We start from the raw sequence: 19,250 nt of genomic DNA on the forward strand, positions 1-19,250 counted from the left end.
TTACCCTCGGGCAATTTTTGTATTTTCGTACTAACTAAAACAAAAGCAGATGAATACACTGATCAGGTTAGTTTTCGTATGGGTACTTTTTCCTACTACAATTATTGCCCAGGCTTTATCCCCAAATTACAACTACACTATTGATCTCATTCATCTGCCTGACGATGAAGTCAAAGTTTCATTTACTCCGCCTAAAAATAATCTTCAACAGGGAAAATTTGTGATCCCCAAACTCGTTCCCGGCTTTTATCAGGCCATGAATTTCAGGCAATATGTCTCCGATCTGGTTGCCACTGATAAAAAAGGAAAAAAAATCATGACTGAGCGTTTAGATCAAAATAGCTGGATGGTTCATGATCTTAAAAACGTCAATACCATTTCCTATAAGGTGTCTGACGGATGGGATTCTTTAGAAAAAGAAAGCCACGAAGCCAGATCTGCAGGCAGCACATTCATAAAAGACAGTGTTTTTGTCATCAATTACAATTCTCTGGTGGGTTATTTTGAGGAAATGAGAGATATTCCTTATCAGATCAATATTAAGAAAAATAGGGACTTCTATGCTTCTTCTGCACTGGATTACACGCAGAAAGACAAACATACAGATATAGTACGGGCAAAGGATTACCGTCAGCTGGTTGATTCTCCGGTAATGTACTGCGTTCCTGATACTACCTGGATAAAAATAGGTCATACGGAGGTGCTTGTATCTTTCTATAACAAAAAGGAGAGGCATTATTCCCAAAAAATAGCACAGGAACTGGAAAATATTCTGAAAAACCAACAGGCTTATCTCGGAGGCTCATTGCCTGTTGATAAATATGCTTTTCTGATCTATTACGAATCCTCAAATGAAAAGGGGTTTTTAGGAGACGGGCTTGAGCATTCTCAATCTACTGTCTGCCTGTATCGTTCGGGAAATATGAATTTCCTTCCGATGGCCTTGCAAAGGGTAGCTTCCCACGAATTTTTTCATATTATCACTCCATTGAACATTCATTCGGAAGAAATTCAGCATTATGACTTTCTGAACCCTGTCATGTCTAAACACCTTTGGTTGTATGAGGGGATGACAGAATATGCAACCATCCATATGCCTGTAAAACAAAAAATGATCGGTCTCGGGGATTTTGAAAAAAGCCTTGAAGAAAAGATCAAAGGCATGAAGGGGTTTGATAACCATCTTTCTTTTACAGAGATCAGTAAGAATGCGATGCAAAGGCAGGATCAGTATATGAACTTTTATCAAAAAGGTCCACTGCTGGGAATGTGTCTGGATATAAGACTCAGAGAGCTTTCGGGAGGAAAAATGGGAACTCAGGATCTGATGCTTCAGCTGATGAAAAAATATGGAGCAGGCAAGTATTTTAAAGATGATGATCTGTTTGATGAAATCACCAAAATGACATTCCCTGAAATACGTAGCTTTTTCCGTGATTATATTGAAGGCACTCAACCCGTACCGTTGAAAGAATACCTGTCAAAAGTTGGGTTTACCTATGACGAAAACACCGGAAAAGTGGATCTTTTATCTCATCCGGATCAAAGGCAAGTGGCATTAAGAAAAGTCTGGATCGGTCAGTAACTTTTGAATAAAACATTCTTAATTTTAAACATTTACCTAATATTTTTCTGGTATGAAACGAAAACTTTCAGGTTTACTGTTGATCATCATTCAATTGGCCTATCCTCAGATACAAAACGTTGAACAAGCAATTGATTCCTGCATAATTAAAGATAATTTTAATGGTGCTGTCTTAGTCGCTCAAAATGGAAAGACCGAATTACTCAGGTATACAGGATTATCCAACAGGCATTACAATATCCCCTTTTCAGATGAAACCCTGTTTCATATTTTCTCCCTTACCAAAACTTTTACAGCTGCATTGATCATGCAACTTTATGAAAAGGGGAAAATTAATCTCGATGCTCCGATTTCTACCTATTACCCCGAGTATAAAGGAGAAGCAGCAAAAAAGGTTACCATAAGAAATCTGCTTACCTACAGCAGTGGCAGGGATAATAAAGATATCAGCTCACCGGAACTTATCCATCAGGCCTATGATAATACCACCTGGAACCTTGATGATTTTATCACCACTTATCTTTCTGAAAAACTTATTGATAAGCCGGGAACAAAGTTCAGTTACAATAACGGTGACTTTATCCTTCTGGGAAAGATCATCGAAAAAATATATCATCAACCTTTTGAAGAGGTGTTAAAGGAGCAGATACTCATCCCCCTGTACATGCAAAGTACAGGATTCCTTCATCATAATGATATTATCAGAAATATCGACGAAGGCTATACAGCAGACAATCCATCCGATCCGTTTGTCCTTCATATGCCTACAAATACCTATATTGATAATTTCTACTCAGCAGGGGCGATGTATTCTACTCCAAAGGATCTGCTCACCTTTGACCATGCAGTATTTAACGCTGACCTATTCAATAAAAAGACATTGGAAACCATGCTTACTGCAGATAAAAAACTGGAAGATACGGCATTGGGCTTTTGGGTATATCCTAAAAAATTCCGGTCGGTTAATACTTTGTTTGCAGAACGTCAGGGGGAAGGTTATGGCCATAGTGCCAATTGGGTACACTTGGTAGATAAAAACCTAACGGTAATTATCCTTTCCAATACCAAAGATATCAAATACCTGAATAAAATGAGAGAAAAGATAATCAATGCTTATTATGGACAGTAAGTTGTAAGCAACACTCTCCAATTCTCCTCTCAACCCTTTCACACTCTCCCACTCTCAAAAACTAATCTTTCATCACACATACAATCTACAAATTTCTACTTTGGTACTTCTCAAAGCATTTCTGTTCAAAAACATTCACTGTTCATTGAAAAAGTTTTAATATATTTAAAAAAAAAATAGATGAACAAGAGCACTTCCCGCAGAGACTTTATTAAAACGGCAACTCTGGCAAGCTTTGGGGCACTGGTTTTACCCAATTCTTTATTTGCTTATTCCCATGATTTTAAAACAGATAAGAAAGTCCGTGTCGGTTTTATCGGCGTAGGACTACGTGGACAAGAACATGTAAAATTGCTTGCAAAACGCAGTGATGTAGAGATTATAGCTTTTGCTGATCCGGATAAAAGAATGCTTTCAGCTTCACAAAAAATACTAAAAGACAATAATAAACCGGCTGCTCAGGAGTTTTCAAACGGTGAATACGACTATAGAAACCTTTTAAAGTCAAAAAATATAGACGCAGTTGTTATTGCTACTCCATGGGAATGGCACCTTCCTCAGGGTGTAGAAGCCATGCGTGCTAAAAAAATTGTGGGAATGGAAGTCTCAGGAGCTATAAAACTTCAGGACTGCTGGGAGTTTGTAAAAGTATATGAAGAAACTAAGGTTCCTATTTTCATGATGGAAAATGTATGCTACCGCAGAGATATCATGGCTATCCTGAATATGGTTCGCAAAGGAATGTTCGGCGAGCTGGTACATGGAAGAGGTGGTTATCAGCATGATTTAAGAGGTGTACTTTTCAATGACGGAGTAACCCCTTACAATTCCGGAGCTGAATTTGGAGAGAAAGGCTTCAGCGAGGCTAAATGGAGAACGGAACATTATGTAAAGCGCAACGGAGAACTTTATCCTACCCACGGATTAGGACCGGTAGCCATGATGATGGACATCAACCGTGGAAACCGTCTGACCAGACTTTCATCCTTCTCTTCCAAGTCTGTAGGACTCCATAAGTATATTGTTGAACATGCTAAAGGTGGAGAAAATCACCCGAATGCCAAAGTAAAATTCAATCAGGGAGATATTGTTACGACCCAGATTGCCTGTGAAAATGGAGAAACCATTCTCCTTACCCATGATACCAGCTTACAAAGACCTTATGATTTAGGATTCAGAGTACAAGGTACAGAAGGGCTGTGGCAGGACTTCGGATGGGGAGATTTCAACCAGGGGCATATTTATTTTGAAAAAACAATGAACCATACCCATCGTTGGGACAATACCGAAAAATGGATGAAAGAGCACGACCATCCCATGTGGAAAAAATTCGAAAATACAGCTGCAGGAGCAGGACATGGAGGAATGGATTTCTTTGTGATGAATACTTTCATTGAATGTATCAAACGAAACATAGAATTCCCGATGGATGTATATGACCTTGCTCTATGGTATTCAATCACCCCATTAAGTGAAGAATCTATTGCTAAAGGTGGTCAGGTTGTTGATATTCCTGATTTTACCAATGGAAAATGGAAAACCCGCAAACCTGTATTTGGTATGACCGATGAGTTCTAAAAAGACCTTACTTATATTAGCCGGTGGATTAGGAAGCCGTTATAAAGGATTAAAGCAAATAGACGGAATACTCGACAACGGATCCCCGATTTTGGAGTATTCTGTTTATGATGCTCTGGAAGCGGGATTCCAGAAGATTGTTGTTATCATCAACAAACTGATTCCTCAAAGTTATATTGAAAGGCTGAACGCTATATCCCAGGCAAAAGGTTTTGAACTTCACTGGATTTATCAGGAAGTCAACAGTATCCGGTTACAGGGTTTTGATTATCCTGAACGTGAAAAACCATGGGGAACCGCACATGCCGTCCTTTGTGCTAAATATGCAATACAGGAACCTTTTGTCATGATTAATGCTGATGATTTTTATGGTAAAGAAGCCTATCTTCTTGCTGCCGACGAAATTGACCATCACCGTATTTCCGAGTCACAGTTTGGTATGGTAGCCTACCCCGTTGAAAGTACGCTGAGCAGCTATGGGACAGTGGCAAGGGGAATCTGTACTTTAGATCCTGAAAACTACCTGATCAAAGTTGAGGAACAGACTTCGATTCAAAAAATAAACGGTTCTATCATTTATACAGAAGACGGAAAAAATATTCCGATATCCCCCGACACTCTGGTATCGATGAACTTCTTTATTTTCCATCCGCATATTTTCTGTTCTCTGGAGGCGTATTTCTATGATTTCATTGAATCTGATCCTGCGCCTAAACAGGAGTTTTATATTCCTTCTGCGGTACAGACAATGATGGACGATGAACAGGTAAAAGTATTGGTAAAAGCATCAAATTCTCCATGGATGGGAGTTACCTATGCAGATGATAAAAAGAACATCAAGGATTTCCTGAAATCGGAGATTCAAAAAAACAGCTATCCGGAAGATTTATGGAAATAAAAGATATTGTCACTCAATTTATCCATACAGAAAATTACAGTCTTTCTCCTATTACAGATGGACTGATCAATACAACTTACCTTTTGGAAGACAGAGATCGGAGAGAAAAGTTTATCCTGCAAAAGATCAATGACAATGTTTTCAAACAGCCGCAGGTTGTTGTGAAAAATCATTTACTTATTAATGAACTTCTCCAATCCAATAATTATCAATTTCAGATTATAGAGATTATTCCTTCTCTTGACGGTAAACTTTTGGTAAAAGATTCAAACGGTCAGCCATGGCGTATGTTAAGTTATGTTGAAAACAGTATTACCTTTCTTACTGCTCCATCCTTACAAACTGCTTTTGAAGCAGCTAAAACTTTCAGCTATTTCCTTGCTACCGTAAATACTGAAAAATTACCTGATATTGAAGATCCGCTTCCTGATTTTCTCAATTTTGAAAAAAGGATTACAGATTATAGAAATTCATTAAAAAATGCTGCTCCTCATTTAAAAGAAAACGCAAAGGCTGAAATTGAAATGACCAACCAGTTTCTTTCGTTGCCTGAACAATGGACAGAAATGGAAAGAAGTAAGCAGGTGCCCAAAAGAATTATCCATGCAGATGTAAAAATCAGCAATATCCTTTTTGATCAACATCATAATCCTCTGGCTGTGATTGATTTGGACACCATGATGATTTCTACCATTTTATATGATTTTGGAACCATGGTCCAGTCTTATACCAATAAAACCAAAGAAGATGACGGAAGTGCCAGAAACAATTTCAACCCTGAAATGTATGAAGCCGTAAAGGAAGGATTTTTATTCCATCTGAAAGATAAATTGACTCCAAAAGAATCTGAAAACCTGGACTATGCGGCACAGGTTGCCATTTATATCCAGGAAGTTCGTTTTTTAACCGATTATCTGAACGGAAGCACCTATTACTCTATCACACATCCTGAGCACAATCTGGATAGAACCAGGAATCAACTGGAACTGTTGAAAGGGTTGAGGGAATATTTAGAGGTTGAATAAATCACAAAAGTTTTTTGAACACTTAAGTTATTTTAAGTGACAAGTTTACGCATAAAAAGTGCACTAAAGTTTCTTGAAAATCTCAGATTTTCTCTGGAATGAACTAAAGTATTTAAAAGAAATATGTATTATAAGTATTACTCTCTGGAAAATTAAAAACAAAATTCTGTAGTACCAGCTCAATCTCCAAGAGTTTATCATTTCAGAAAATCAAGAATCTTTGCCCAGCCTTCAAGTTTCTTTTCAAACGGAATGGTATATGCCGGGCTTGTTGATGGCAGTAAAAAAACCGGTAAGTTATTTTTCTTTCCTAACAGTTTGATCAGATTTTTATACGATTTCCCGCCATTACAAAACAGCGCTTTGATATTCGGATGTTTTTCAAGCAATTCAGCAATCTGGTTGGCTTCTTCATTTTTGATTTCCGAATCAAGGCTTCCTTTTCGTTCACAGGAATCGATAACGTCCCAAAGAGCGATGTGATGTTTCTTTATTGTTTCAATTCTCTGAGTATAGTCTTCTGTAAATTCTTCTTCCATCAATTCAAAGATAATCCGCCAGAATTTGTTCTGAGGATGGGCATAATATTGTTGTTTTTCCAGTGATTTACCGCCAGGAATGGAGCCCAGGATCAATATTTCAGACTGAGAATCAATAATGGGAGGAAAAGAAAAAATACGGTTTTGCATCATCAAATATATACATTTTGGCTAAAGCCATTGGAATTTTTTATAATAAAAAAGCGGGCTAAAGCCCGCTTCTATTGATATTTTTTATAATGTTTCTTTCAACCAGTCAAAGAATTCTCTCTGCCATACCAATCCGTTTTGTGGATGAAGTACCCAGTGATTCTCATTTGGGAAGTATACCAGTTTTGATTTTAAGCCTCTTAGTTTTGCAGCCTGAAAAGCTTCCTGTCCTTGTTCGTAAGGCACACGGAAATCGATTCCTCCCTGAACAATCATGATAGGTTTATTCCATTTTTCCACGAAATTGCTTGGGTTGAATTCTGTATATGCTTTGGGTTGTGGCTTGTCCCAAGGAGAACCGATATCCCAGTTCGCAAACCAAAGCTCTTCAGTAGTCAGGTACCATGATTTCATATCAAATAATCCATCGTGGGCAATAAATGTTTTGAATCTGTTTTCGTGAATTCCTGCCAGCATAAATACACTATAACCTCCATAGCTGGCCCCTACTGCTGCTACTCTGTCACCGTCTACATAAGGTAATGTTTTAGCATAATCTGTAGCGGCAAGATAATCTCTCATCGGCTGTCCGCCCCAGTCTTTTGAAATATCTTCGTTCCATTTGGTGCCCCATCCCGGCATACCTCTTCTGTTTGGAGCAACTACGATATAGTCATTGGCTGTCATTAAAGCGAAGTTCCATCTTACACTGAAATATTGTGTGAGTGCAGATTGTGGACCTCCCTGGCAGTAAACCAATGTAGGATATTTTTTATTTGGATCGAAATTAGGCGGATAATGGAACCAAACTCCCATTTTTTTACCGTCGGAAGTTTTCACCATTTTAAGTTCAGATTTTCCTTGAGCCAGCTTAGCATAAGTATCCTTATTGGCTTCAGTCACCTGCTTCATTTCTCCGTTTTTAAGGTTTACAGAGAATAATTCCGTAGCATGGTTTACGTCTGTTCTTCCTACTAAAAGAGAGGTCTTATTGTCGGTAAAAATTTCGTTAACATCGAAATCTCCTTTTGTAATCTGCTGCACTTTTGCTGATTTTGAATCAAGAGAAAAAAGTTGCTTTGTACCTCTGTGTGCTGCCGTAAAATAAATAGTTTTTGAATCTGCTCCCCAAAGAACATCTCCTGAAACGCTGTCATCCCAGCCTGCGGTAAGGTTGGTTGTCTTTCCGGTTTTCCAATCCATGATTTTCACATCATTCTTATCCGCTTCATAGCCGTCTCTGGCCATACTCTGCCAGATCAGTGATTTACCATCCGGGCTGAACTTAGGATTGATATCGTACCCTTTATTCGGCTCAGTTAAGTTTTTGGTAACCCCTGAAGCCATATCATAGGCAAAAATATCCGTATTGGTACTTGTTGCATATTCTTTACCACTTTTAGGCTTTGTCACATACAGAAGCTGTGAGGAATCCGGGCTCCATATAAAGTCTTCTGCTCCACCGAAAGGTCTTTGAGGAGAATCCCATGTTTTTCCTTCCAGCAGATCTTTTGCAGCTTCAACTTTATCGGATGTATTGACTACAAACACGTGATTGTATTTCCCTTCGTTGAAGTAATCCCAGTGTCTGTGGTTCAGATCTGTGTATACCTGTGCCGTTGTTTTAGGTGTATCGGCATATTTATCTTTGCCCATTAACTTTTCAACCAAGACCTGCCTGCTGAAAGCAATTCTTTTACCATCCGGAGAAATAACTATATTGTCAACTTCACCGATCGTGTAAAACTCAGTCCATGTTTTCCCTGCATCTTTGGAAAGATAAATTTTGTCTCCTTCCTGGGCATAAATTCCGTTTTTATCCCATTGGATCAGAGATTTTTTACCTAAATCAATTTTTGCAGACTGATTATTAAGAACATTCAGAAAATAGTTTTCACTTTTTGTTTTTTCTGTTTTCAGATCTACCTGTCCTACTTTGTAAATAAGGGAAGCCTGATCCGGTGAAACTGCCTGTACTCCCACTTTTTTCAAAGTCCAAAGAATTTCAGGCGTCATTACTTGTTGTGCATTCATTAAAAGCGGAGCTGCCAGCGCCAGCAGACTGTACTTAAGTTTCATATGTTACTATTCATTTTTAGCGGAATGAGAGAATCCGCAGATTCCTTCATCCCTTTATTACATTCAAAGATTGCCAAAGTTAATATTTAAAATAAAAACAGCCGAAAGAATTAACATTTAAGTTTCCTAAAATTGAAATAAATATCATATTGATGGGTATATTTCAGTAATTTTATAAAAAACTAAATTCCATTGACCATGAAAAAAAATCTACTTTTAGCGTCTTGCTTTGTATCATCTTTTCTTTTTTCTCAAATCACAATGCTCCCCGCGGGAACTCATTATTATGATCCTTACCAGGCTACTGTTTCGGGAAACGGAACGATTTATTATACTACAGACGGAAGTACACCAACACTCAATTCAAATTCAGCAATCAACACCGTACAAGTTTCTATTGATCAGAATAAGGAAATCAAAGCATTCCTAGTTGACGGCCAGGGAAATTCTTCAGCTGTCATCGCTAAAAAATATCACACGGGAGCTATTCCCACCTCGGCTATTTATTTTAAAGCTCCTTCCACATGGACCTCGGGAAGTTGTGTCATGATTGATATGGTTCGTCCCAATTCCATTAACGGATTTGCTATTGACACTTTCTGGCCAGGACTACCGATGCAGCCCACAGGATGTGAAACCTGGTACAAGATCAGCAGGAATTTTGAAAATGCAAATGTACGCTTCAATAATTGCTCTCCTTTTGAGAATATTCCACAAACCGTCAGTACTCATCTGATTCCAATGGGAAGTACTTTGTATTATGATTTTACAGATGGAGAGATCACCAATCCGCCTTCATGCTTGTTTCTGGGAACCAGTGAGGCCTTGCTACACTCCAAAGATGTCTTAATCAAAGTATATCCGAATCCTGTTTCCGATATTTTAAAGATCAATACCCAAAGGGATTTCCTGGAGTATGAAATTATAGACATTAATGGAAAAACCGTCTCAAGGAATGGATATAAAAAGGAAATTTCTATTAGGCATCTGATTTCGGGAAATTATTTTTTAAAGCTAAAGGATCACAGGGGAAGTTTAGTCGTACTGAAGTTTATAAAGAAATAAAAAATCCGCTCATTGAGCGGATTTATATTTTGATCTGAATTTTCCATTGTTTAGTCTCCATCTGAGAACATTGAGTTGGCCAGAGAGGTTACGATTGATAACAGGATACTGAATACAAATGCCCACCAGAAGCCATCTACAAACATACTGTCTATAAAATAGTCGGCAATCAGGATAATGGCCGCGTTGATGACCAAGGAAAAGAATCCCAGGGTAAGAATAGTCAGCGGAAGTCCGAAAAGGCTTAAAATTGGTTTTACAAAGATATTCAGTACTCCGAGTACAAGAGCAAAAATAATGGCTGATGAAAATCCTTCAAACTGTACTCCCGGTAAAATTTTGGTTAAAAGATAGGCAACTATGGCCGTCACAAACAATCTGATAATTAAGTTCATTTCGTTATTTTTTTAATGTTTACGGGGTGTATGGAGCAAAAGCTATTCCATTTTCATGAAAAATTTTCAATAAAATTTATCGTTTAAAGGATATTTTAATTCCTTATTTTATTTTCATCATGGTTACCAATGAAGTAGCCACATGACTTTCTGATCCTGACCCTTCCTGTACCACATAAATTTCTGTTCTTACCACACTAATTTTTGTCCCACCTTTTATCACATATGATTTAGAAACTAAAGCATCTCCCAGTGCCGGACGAAGATAGTTAACTTTCAACTCTACTGTCACCACATAGCAATCCTCCTCATAATGGCTTACTGCGGCATATCCTGAAGAAACATCTACCAGGGAAGCGATCATAGCCCCGTTGAACATACCTGCTTTTCTGGTCATCACTTCCATTTTAGGAATTTTCATGGAAATAAAATCGGTTTCCACTTCCAGTAATTCTGCACGGTAAAATTTCAATGTTTCTGAACGGTTGAAGCTGTCTGTGATGAGTTTTCTTTTTTCTGGTGTCATGAATTTATTTTTAACAAAGGTAAGTGCTGTAATGTTTTAATCCTTATTCAATTTTAAATTTCATCAAAAAAGCCGTTCCATCTGAGATGAAACAGCTTCTTTTTGAGTGTAACTCTATTTATACGAACGATAACTTTCCTGATGAATTTTCTGTTTTCAGCTGATGATCTTCTTTGATCATATCTGCGGCTTTCTCTCCGATCATTATGGTAGGCGCATTGGTATTTCCGGAAACAACGTCCGGCATAACGGAAGCATCGGCAACCCTGAGTCCCTTTATGCCGTAAACTTTTAACCTCGGATCGACAACAGAAAGACTGTCGATACCCATTTTACAGGTTCCGGTCATATGGTGGTAGGTAGAACATGATTTTTTGATATAATCGATTACTTCTTCTTTGGTTTTGCCTTCACCCGGATAAATTTCACCATCATTCCATTCTTTCATGGCTTCAGTTTTCCCCATTTCACGGCATATTTCCACACATCTGTACAATGCCTCGAGATCTGATTCTTCGGAAAGGTACATCGGATTTATTTCTGCAGGCGCTGCAGGATCGGAAGAGGTCAATTTAATGTAACCTCTACTCGCGGGTCTGATAAATCCGGCACAAAATGTAAATGCATTTTCCGGCCCTGTGAATCCGGGACTGTAATAAGGAAGCCCCATAAATAGAGGCTGCAAATCAGGAAAAACCATTTCGTCCTTGCTTTTCCAGAATAACTGTGCTTCCAGTAAATTGGCTTCCGGAGCAGGAATTTCTTTTTTCGCTTTAAAAATAACACTGGTCAACAGGTGATCCTGAAGGTTTTTACCCACTCCTTTCAAATCTTTTACCACCGAAACTCCTACTGATTCCAATTCTGCCTTATCCCCGATTCCTGAAACCATCAGTAACTTGGCCGATTCAATCGTCCCACAGGAAACAATTACTTCTCTTTCTGCTCTTGCTTCTACCAGCTTACCATTCTGAAGGTATTGAACGCCTACGCAACAGTCGCCTTCAAAAATTAATTTCTGTACCAGTGCCCCGGTTTGTACAGTAAGGTTGCTTCGGGAAATTACAGGATCTAAAAAGGCTTTTGACGTAGAACATCTCTTACCGTCTTTTCCTACGCTCAGATGATTCAATCCGGCACCCCAGATCTCCTTATTAAAATCATCTGTTAAAGGATATCCCAACTCTTTACATGCTTCAATAGCGCTTATCGAAATGGCATTCGGGTTTTTAATGCGGCTTACAAATAAAGGCCCCTCTCCGCCGTGTATCTGATCTTCACCGTCTTCGTGGGTTTCGGACTTCTTAAAATAAGGCAACACACTTTTCCAGTCCCATCCCGTACATCCGTTATAAGCCCAATGGTCATAATCCTGCTGATGTCCTCTGATGTAGATCATTCCGTTGATAGAGCTAGATCCTCCCAGCGTTTTACCACGAGGCCAGTATCTTGTATTTCCTCCGGCATGTTCCTGAGGAAGGGTATGATACGCCCAGTCCCTTTCTGTATTCCATATGGCGGGCCATCCGGCCTGTTCCTGCACTTCAGTCACTTTATCATCGGGACCAGCTTCCAGCAGGAGTACATTTATATTTTCAGTTTCACTGAGCCTGTTGGCTATGACAGCTCCTGCCGAACCGGATCCGACAATTATAAAATCGTATTTCATGAGTTTTTATTTTATTTACTTTTTAATGCTGATTACTTTAGGAACTGTCACAGCTTTTAACCCTTCAATTCCAAATTCCACTCCATAGCCGGATTGTTTGGCCCCTCCAAATGGTACAAACGGATGAATAGCGCCATGCTGGTTGATCCAAACGGTTCCGGCTTCCAACTGTGTTGCCACTTTCTGTGCCTGACCGACATCATCGCTCCACACTGAAGCCCCCAGCCCGTTATCTGAGTCGTTGGCTTTCCCAATTGCTTCTTCTACAGTTTTATATTTAATAATTGGCAACACGGGTCCAAATTGTTCTTCATCCACAATTCTGTCTCCGTTATCAACATTTCCAACCAGCGTTACCGGAATAAAATATCCTTCAAGATCCGGTTTCTGTCCTCTGAATATAAAATCGGCTCCTGTATTTTCAATATCACGGATCAGATCCTGAATTTTATCGTACTGCATTTTATTTTGTATCGGTCCCAATACCGCATTCTCATCGGCTCCATTGCCCATGGGAATCCTGGAAGAATAATCTGCCAGAGCCTGTACTGTTTTTTCATAATCATCTTCATGAACATATAATCTTTTTAAGCAGGCACAGGTTTGTCCCATATTCAGGAAAGCTCCCCAGAAAATATTTTCTATGTGTTTTGCAAGATCAAGTCCGGGCAGAATAATTCCCGCATCATTTCCGCCGCACTCCAGCGTTAAACGCGCCATATTGTTAGCAGATGCTTCAACCACTTTTTTTCCGGTGGCAATAGAACCTGTAAACATAATTTTTCCGATTTCCGGATGGCTTGTAAGATATCCGCCTACCTCTCCCCTACCGGTTACCACCTGTAAAAGATCTGCGGGAAGTACGGTATTGATCAGATTGATCATTTCTATACTACAGTACGTTGTATACTCAGAAGGTTTGATGATCACGGCATTTCCCATTCTGAGGGAAGGTATAATCTGCCATATGGCGATCATTAAAGGCCAGTTCCAGGGAGCAATTGCTGCGACAATTCCAATCGGATTTCTATATAAAACATCTTTTCTTGTATCATCTTCGAATACCACTTCCTCAGGTAAATCTAGGGAGGCGGGAACCTGTGTCCAGCCTACACAAGCCTGCATTTCAAATTGGGAGCCAGGTCCGTTGAGGGGTTTTCCCTGCTCGCGGGTAATCCATTCTGCGAGGTGTTTTGAATGAGTCTGCAATACATCAGCTACCTTCAACAAAATATCTTTTCTTTCCGCATCCGGCCTGACTGCCCATTGCTTTTGGGCTTTTTTTGCTTTTTCAATTCTGGCATCTATTTCTTCCCTGGAAGTGTTAACAACCTCACCGATAACCTCTAATGTAGAAGGATTTAAGGATAGAAAAGCAGTATCTGTAGTATGGGTTTCTTTTGCAAATGACATATTTTCCATTGTTTTAAATTATTTTGTATTTTACGTAGTTCTAAGATGGCAAAAACATGATGTAAATCATTTACCTATTCTCTATTTTTTTTAACCTAAACTCTACCTCTATGGAAAAGATCGAAGAAAGAACTGTTTTCAGCATTCCTTTTGGTGAATTGAATATATTTGAAACAAATGTCGTTTGCCATGATTTTCCTTTCTTTTTTGAACAGCCAGTCATCACGCTAATGCTGAGTGGCAGTAAAATCATTCGCAGTGAAGACGACACTTTTGAGTTTAAGGAAAGGAGTGTATTTATTCCTCCATGCCATAAGGAACTGAGTATAGATATTCATCCTTCGTTCCGTGAACCTACGAAATGTCTGGTGTTGAATATAGAGCAGGAATATATTGACAGCGTATTCTCTGAAGTGATTGAAAACTGGCATCCTGACTGGGAAAGAACGGGTATTATGATGAAGGAAAATGCTGTAAAAAAATTTGTAAGCTCTGATGAATCTTTATGGAAAAGTCTTACCAACCTTTATAACAGGAGAATTGACGGAAATTATCATGGATCCTCAGATTTTCTCTTAAGCTTAAGTCTTAAGGAACTGATCTATGAATTGATGAAAACGAATGCAAAAAATCTGCTGCTTCATTCTGATAAAACAGAGAATATGCAAAACGGTCTGGAGGACGTAGTGCAGTTCATCAGACAAAATTACAGAGAGCCTATTACCATAAAAAAACTGGCTTTAGTAGCGGGAATGAGTGAAGCGAATTTGTTTAAAAAGTTTAAGCATTCCTATACCTGTACGCCGGTTGAATACATCATTCAGCTAAGGATAGAACATGCCAAAGAACTGCTGATCAGTCATCCTGAAATGGGGATTAAAAATATCTGTTTTGAATCCGGTTTCAATACGTTGGAATATTTTTACAGAAAATTCACCCAAATCACGGGAAAATCACCGAAGAGATTTACAATAAACTAAGAGATATGGCTTTCAAAAAAACGTTTTTATTTTTATGCTTTTTAATGACCGGTATTGTTCAGGCACAAACACTGCATTTGTACGGTGGTGCTGACCAGGACCAATATCTGGGGTGTCTTAATTGTGATACTTTTGATAAAGATTCTGTGTGGAACAAGTTCAGTGATTACGGAAATGTATTCAGTTCCAAATCCATATGGAATACAAACGGAAACTATGGAAGCATCTACAGCACTTATTCTCCCTGGAGTACATATGCATCCTATCCTCCGGCTATTCGTGATCAGGATGGCAATTTTTATGGTTTCCTGACTTTAAATCCTTATAAATCTGAAAGGTCTGAACTGGAGCTGGCTGTGATCCTGTGTACGCATCATGAAGATATTAAAGCTGATATCGGAGGATGGTATGATAAACTATTCCGGTATTGATCCCTGAAGAAAAGATGAATCCCTTACTAAATCTTTGATTTGTCAGGTCAAAGAGTGAACTTATATTATGCTTAAAAAGGCAGTGCGTTAGACTGGCAGTCAAAAGATCACGGGTTCAATCCCGTATTATCCGCTTTTTATTTCATACCAGTCTGCTCTTTTCTATATTTTGCCTTCAACCATCGGTTTGTCTGAAATTTCTTTGATTCTTGCTTTTCAATGCCACCAATTCTCATAAATCCTAATAAAAATCAGGTTTCTCAGGTGAAATAAAGCTTTATCATTGTTTAGAATTACTATAAATAAAGGTATATTTGCTACTTCTTTATTTTTAATAAGACTAAATAATAATAAAATGCAACAAGCTGGTAAAAAGAGATCTAAAGGTACCTTCAAAAAATATATTCTGAAAGCTCATTTGTGGCTGGGATTACTTTCCGGTATTATTGTCTTGATAGTTTCTTTATCAGGGGCATTTTTTGTTTTTAATGAAGATATCACTGCTGCATTGCGTAAAGAACATATATTTCATGGGGAGAAAGATATTCAGCATAAAAAACCTATCCCTTTACGTGAGTTAAAAGACCTTGTAAATGCTCAGCTGAAAAATGAAATCGTAAAAACAGATGAAGTCACCATTCCCATAGACCCATCCCGCTCTTATCAATTCGGACTGATTAAAGGGAACCCTGATGGCTGGAATCATTTCAATAGCATTCTTGTCTATAAAAACGTTTATGTGAACCAATATACCGGCAAGGTACTCTCTATATATGATGTCAAATACAATCCTTTTTTTATATGTATGGCTCTGCATCGATCACTGTTGCTAACGGACAAAGTGGGAGGTACTATTGTTGGAGTGTCCAGCATTATCTTTGTGATCATGCTAATCACGGGTATTATCTTGTGGTGGCCGAAGAATAAAAAAATGCGCAAACAGCGTCTATGGTTCCAATGGGAAAAAGTGAAAGGCTGGCGACGCAAGAACTACGATGTGCACAATATCCTTGGCTTTTATGCATCTTTTATTGCTATTATTGTAGCGATTACGGGGATTATGTATTCGTTCCGCATTACTCAGATGTGGGTTTATTTTGTACTCAATGGATTTTCCTCTGCTACACCTGATTACAGTCAATACAAAACCACTGCTCCGGAGTCAGTTGAAACAGCAACTACGATAGACCGTATTATAGATCAGGTCAAAATATATTATCCAAAAGCCAATTCTTTTGGTGTTGATCTTGAAGACCATTCTGAAGCAGACCATAAACACGATAATTTGAGCATCCGGATCAAAGAAAAAGAATTCACTTATGGAGAATCTTCGCTGATGATCTTTGATGAACATTCAGGGAAACTTCTGTTTAATCGACCTCATGAACACAAACTGATGGCTCAAAGAGCGACAGATGCTACTTATGATTTGCACGTAGGAGCCTTCTTCGGAATGCCCGGAAAAATACTTGCATTGATCATAAGCCTGTTTTGCGCTTCATTACCAGTAACCGGATTTATGATCTGGTGGGGCAGAAAAAATAAAAAGAAAACAACAATCTAAACTATTATCATGAAGAAACACTACATATGGCTCCCTTTAATGGCGAGCCTGAATGTCTACGGACAAACAGAGAGCCTGAATGATTCTTTACAAACAGAAAAAGTTTCAGAAATCAGTGGTATCGTAGTAAAAGGAAACAAAGCAATCTTTCAGCAGAAAGCTGACAAAATGATTTTTAATGTAGAAAATAGTGTATTGTCTGATGGTACAACTGTGCTCGAAATCCTGGGTCAGACGCCAGGTGTAGTTGTTTCTCAGGAAGGCGAACTCTCTTTACGTGGAAAGAAAGGAGTAAGTATAATGATTAACGGAAAATTAAGTTCTCTCTCCACCAAGGAACTGGCCAACCTATTGCGTTCTACCAACTCTACCTTGGTAAAGAATATTGAAATTATCGCTAATCCTTCTTCAAAATATGATGCTGCAGGAAATGCCGGTATCATTAACATCGTGCTTAAAAAGAGTTCACTCGAAGGCATTAGTGGTAACTACTATCTGAATGGCGGAAGAGGCCGAAAAAACAGGATTAATACCGGTATGAGCCTGAACTATACCCATAAAAGACTATCCTTGCACGGTGATTATAGTTATACCTTCCGTGGCGAGGAAGAAAGGCGGGAATTCAGTCAGGTATTCTTTGATGAAAAACAACCTCAACTCATAACGAGAAAAACGGATCAGAACTCAATAACCAATGAGCCCTTAACCTCCAATAATTTTAAATTCGGAGCAGATTATACGATCAGTGATAAAACGACTATCGGTGCTTTATTCGATGCCAAAATAGGTCGGTATGAAGATTTTTCGAAAGGAGAAAACAGAATATTTCAGCCTGCAGACCATCTTTTTGCTCATGTTCTTTCAGATAATGGCAGCAAAGAAAACTGGTATGATTATACCTATAGCCTAAAAGGGACACACCTTTTTAACGACAAGGATTATAAACTAGATGTAGATCTGGAATACGAAACTTCTCGTTTCAGCTCCCGCCAGAATCAGTTTTCAAATGCCTTAGTCAATCTTGGAACGGAGCAATTTAACAACAGAAGAGGTACCATTGCTTCCCGTCTGAAAGTTTTCAATGCCAAGGTAGACTTTACACTACCGTTTAGTGAGATGCATAGTCTGGAAACAGGGCTGAAATCTACCATAAAGTCTAATAATAACCCTTCGGAATATCTTATACAGCAAGATCAGGAATGGATTAACGATGATAAAGCAAGCAATGAATATGCATACAAGGAACAAATACATGCATTGTATGCCAATTACAAATTAAATCTGACAAAGTGGACATTCCAGCTTGGATTAAGATCGGAAATGACTCATACAGACATTAACCAGAAAACATCCAATGAGCAGCGAAAAAGGGATTATACCAACCTATTCCCAAGTGCATCGATCAAATATCAGATGAATGATCAGCATGGATTTTATGCCTCTTATAGTAAAAGGATCAACAGACCAAGCCACTTTGACCTGAATCCTTTCCGTTTCTACGATGATCCTTTCAACTATTGGCAAGGAAACCCTAATCTGAATCCGGAGTTTACCCATGCAACAGAATTAGGATATACCTGGGGGAAATACATTATTGCATCGGCTTACTTTAGTGTAACAAACGATGTCATCACAGAAGTCTACAACTACCAGCCGGACACCGGAATTCTGGTTAAGACTCAAGACAACCTGAACAAATCTTATGTATATGGTGCCAATATAACAGCCACTACAAAACTTTTCAGTTTCTGGTCGCTTACTTCTATGTTTAATGTATTTAATACCGAGTATAAGGGCAATTACCAGAACTATTCCGTCAACAATTCACAACTGGCATTTACGCTCAATGCTCAAAACAGTTTCACCATTGCCAAAGGTATAAAAGCGGAAGCGAATGCACAGTATTTTTCAAAATCAAATATTGGTTTGTTTATCCGCGATGCCTACTTTGACCTGACGATTGGAGTTTCAAAAACAGTATTGAAAGATAAAGCTACTGTAAAACTAGCCGTGACGGACTTACTTAAAACCAACAATTACCGGGTAACGGGAAATAACTTCAGCTCTGCCATCCGACAAAAGTATAATCTGGACAGCCGTGTGGTAACGTTGTCATTTAATTACAAACTTTAGTCTGGGAGCCTTGTCAAGTTTTAAAACCTTGACAAGGCTCTAAGTAGATAAAAAAAGCTGTTCTCAAAATTTGAGAACAGCTTTTTATGAA

Annotated in this window: 16 protein-coding genes; 10 read left to right on the plus strand and 6 right to left on the minus strand. The window is 38.6% G+C overall.

Annotated features, from left to right (window positions below; all coding sequences use genetic code 11):
• Positions 1 to 49: 49 nt before the first annotated feature.
• The 5 genes from M030_RS24270 to M030_RS0115005 all read left to right on the plus strand — a co-directional run bounded on the left by M030_RS24270 (position 50) and on the right by M030_RS0115005 (position 6,215).
• The gene (locus M030_RS24270; RefSeq protein WP_051585098.1) at positions 50 to 1,585 is read left to right on the plus strand and encodes a hypothetical protein; all 1,536 of its coding nucleotides are present in this window, start codon (positions 50 to 52) and stop codon (positions 1,583 to 1,585) included.
• 52 nt (positions 1,586 to 1,637) lie between these two features.
• Positions 1,638 to 2,714 carry a serine hydrolase domain-containing protein gene (locus tag M030_RS0114990; RefSeq protein ID WP_185097398.1) on the plus strand — a complete coding sequence of 359 codons (1,077 nt, stop codon included), beginning with the start codon at positions 1,638 to 1,640 and terminating at the stop codon, positions 2,712 to 2,714.
• A gap of 180 nt (positions 2,715 to 2,894) precedes the next feature.
• Positions 2,895 to 4,292 carry a Gfo/Idh/MocA family protein gene (locus tag M030_RS0114995; RefSeq protein WP_027374243.1) on the plus strand — a complete coding sequence of 466 codons (1,398 nt, stop codon included), beginning with the start codon at positions 2,895 to 2,897 and terminating at the stop codon, positions 4,290 to 4,292.
• The gene (locus M030_RS0115000) at positions 4,282 to 5,190 is read left to right on the plus strand and encodes a sugar phosphate nucleotidyltransferase (protein ID WP_027374244.1); all 909 of its coding nucleotides are present in this window, start codon (positions 4,282 to 4,284) and stop codon (positions 5,188 to 5,190) included. Before M030_RS0114995 ends, M030_RS0115000 begins: the two co-directional genes overlap by 11 nt.
• Positions 5,181 to 6,215, plus strand: coding sequence for a phosphotransferase enzyme family protein (locus M030_RS0115005; RefSeq protein ID WP_027374245.1), 1,035 nt, complete (start codon positions 5,181 to 5,183; stop codon positions 6,213 to 6,215). The genes M030_RS0115000 and M030_RS0115005 overlap by 10 nt, the downstream gene beginning before the upstream one ends.
• 197 nt (positions 6,216 to 6,412) lie before the next feature.
• Here M030_RS0115005 and M030_RS0115010 read toward each other — a convergent pair whose 3' ends face one another.
• A complete protein-coding gene (locus tag M030_RS0115010) occupies positions 6,413 to 6,907 on the minus strand; it encodes a DNA-deoxyinosine glycosylase (RefSeq protein WP_306302275.1) in 495 nt (164 codons plus the stop codon).
• Positions 6,908 to 6,988: 81 nt separating this feature from the next.
• The gene (locus tag M030_RS0115015; protein ID WP_027374247.1) at positions 6,989 to 8,983 is read right to left on the minus strand and encodes a S9 family peptidase; all 1,995 of its coding nucleotides are present in this window, start codon (positions 8,981 to 8,983) and stop codon (positions 6,989 to 6,991) included.
• A 198-nt stretch (positions 8,984 to 9,181) separates the two neighbouring features.
• Here M030_RS0115015 and M030_RS0115020 point away from each other — a divergent pair, with 198 nt between their 5' ends.
• Positions 9,182 to 10,048, plus strand: a complete 867-nt coding sequence (locus tag M030_RS0115020; RefSeq protein ID WP_081806344.1) for a chitobiase/beta-hexosaminidase C-terminal domain-containing protein — start codon at positions 9,182 to 9,184, stop codon at positions 10,046 to 10,048.
• 50 nt (positions 10,049 to 10,098) lie between these two features.
• Here M030_RS0115020 and M030_RS0115025 read toward each other — a convergent pair whose 3' ends face one another.
• From M030_RS0115025 to M030_RS0115040, 4 genes are all read right to left on the minus strand, one after another.
• Positions 10,099 to 10,443 (minus strand): phage holin family protein, encoded by a 345-nt coding sequence (locus M030_RS0115025; RefSeq protein WP_027374249.1) that lies wholly within the window; start codon positions 10,441 to 10,443, stop codon positions 10,099 to 10,101.
• A gap of 103 nt (positions 10,444 to 10,546) precedes the next feature.
• Positions 10,547 to 10,969, minus strand: coding sequence for a PaaI family thioesterase (locus M030_RS0115030; protein ID WP_027374250.1), 423 nt, complete (start codon positions 10,967 to 10,969; stop codon positions 10,547 to 10,549).
• A gap of 118 nt (positions 10,970 to 11,087) precedes the next feature.
• Positions 11,088 to 12,638, minus strand: coding sequence for a GMC family oxidoreductase (locus M030_RS0115035; protein WP_027374251.1), 1,551 nt, complete (start codon positions 12,636 to 12,638; stop codon positions 11,088 to 11,090).
• Positions 12,639 to 12,653: 15 nt separating this feature from the next.
• Entirely contained in the window at positions 12,654 to 14,060 is a 1,407-nt protein-coding gene (locus M030_RS0115040; RefSeq protein WP_155860262.1) for an aldehyde dehydrogenase family protein, read from the minus strand.
• A 101-nt stretch (positions 14,061 to 14,161) separates the two neighbouring features.
• Between M030_RS0115040 and M030_RS0115045 the strand changes: the two genes are divergently transcribed.
• The 4 genes from M030_RS0115045 to M030_RS0115065 all read left to right on the plus strand — a co-directional run bounded on the left by M030_RS0115045 (position 14,162) and on the right by M030_RS0115065 (position 19,159).
• A complete protein-coding gene (locus tag M030_RS0115045; RefSeq protein ID WP_027374253.1) occupies positions 14,162 to 15,031 on the plus strand; it encodes a helix-turn-helix domain-containing protein in 870 nt (289 codons plus the stop codon).
• A gap of 5 nt (positions 15,032 to 15,036) precedes the next feature.
• Complete coding sequence (locus M030_RS24275; protein WP_034722728.1) at positions 15,037 to 15,462, plus strand: hypothetical protein; 426 nt, start codon at positions 15,037 to 15,039, stop codon at positions 15,460 to 15,462.
• Positions 15,463 to 15,817: 355 nt separating this feature from the next.
• The gene (locus M030_RS0115060; RefSeq protein ID WP_027374254.1) at positions 15,818 to 17,026 is read left to right on the plus strand and encodes a PepSY-associated TM helix domain-containing protein; all 1,209 of its coding nucleotides are present in this window, start codon (positions 15,818 to 15,820) and stop codon (positions 17,024 to 17,026) included.
• Positions 17,027 to 17,035: 9 nt separating this feature from the next.
• On the plus strand, positions 17,036 to 19,159 hold the full coding sequence (locus tag M030_RS0115065; RefSeq protein ID WP_027374255.1) for a TonB-dependent receptor domain-containing protein: 2,124 nt from the start codon (positions 17,036 to 17,038) through the stop codon (positions 19,157 to 19,159).
• Positions 19,160 to 19,250 lie beyond the last annotated feature (91 nt).

Source organism: Chryseobacterium sp. UNC8MFCol (assembly GCF_000482305.1).
In the GTDB taxonomy this organism is placed as follows: Bacteria; Bacteroidota; Bacteroidia; order Flavobacteriales; family Weeksellaceae; genus Chryseobacterium; species Chryseobacterium indologenes.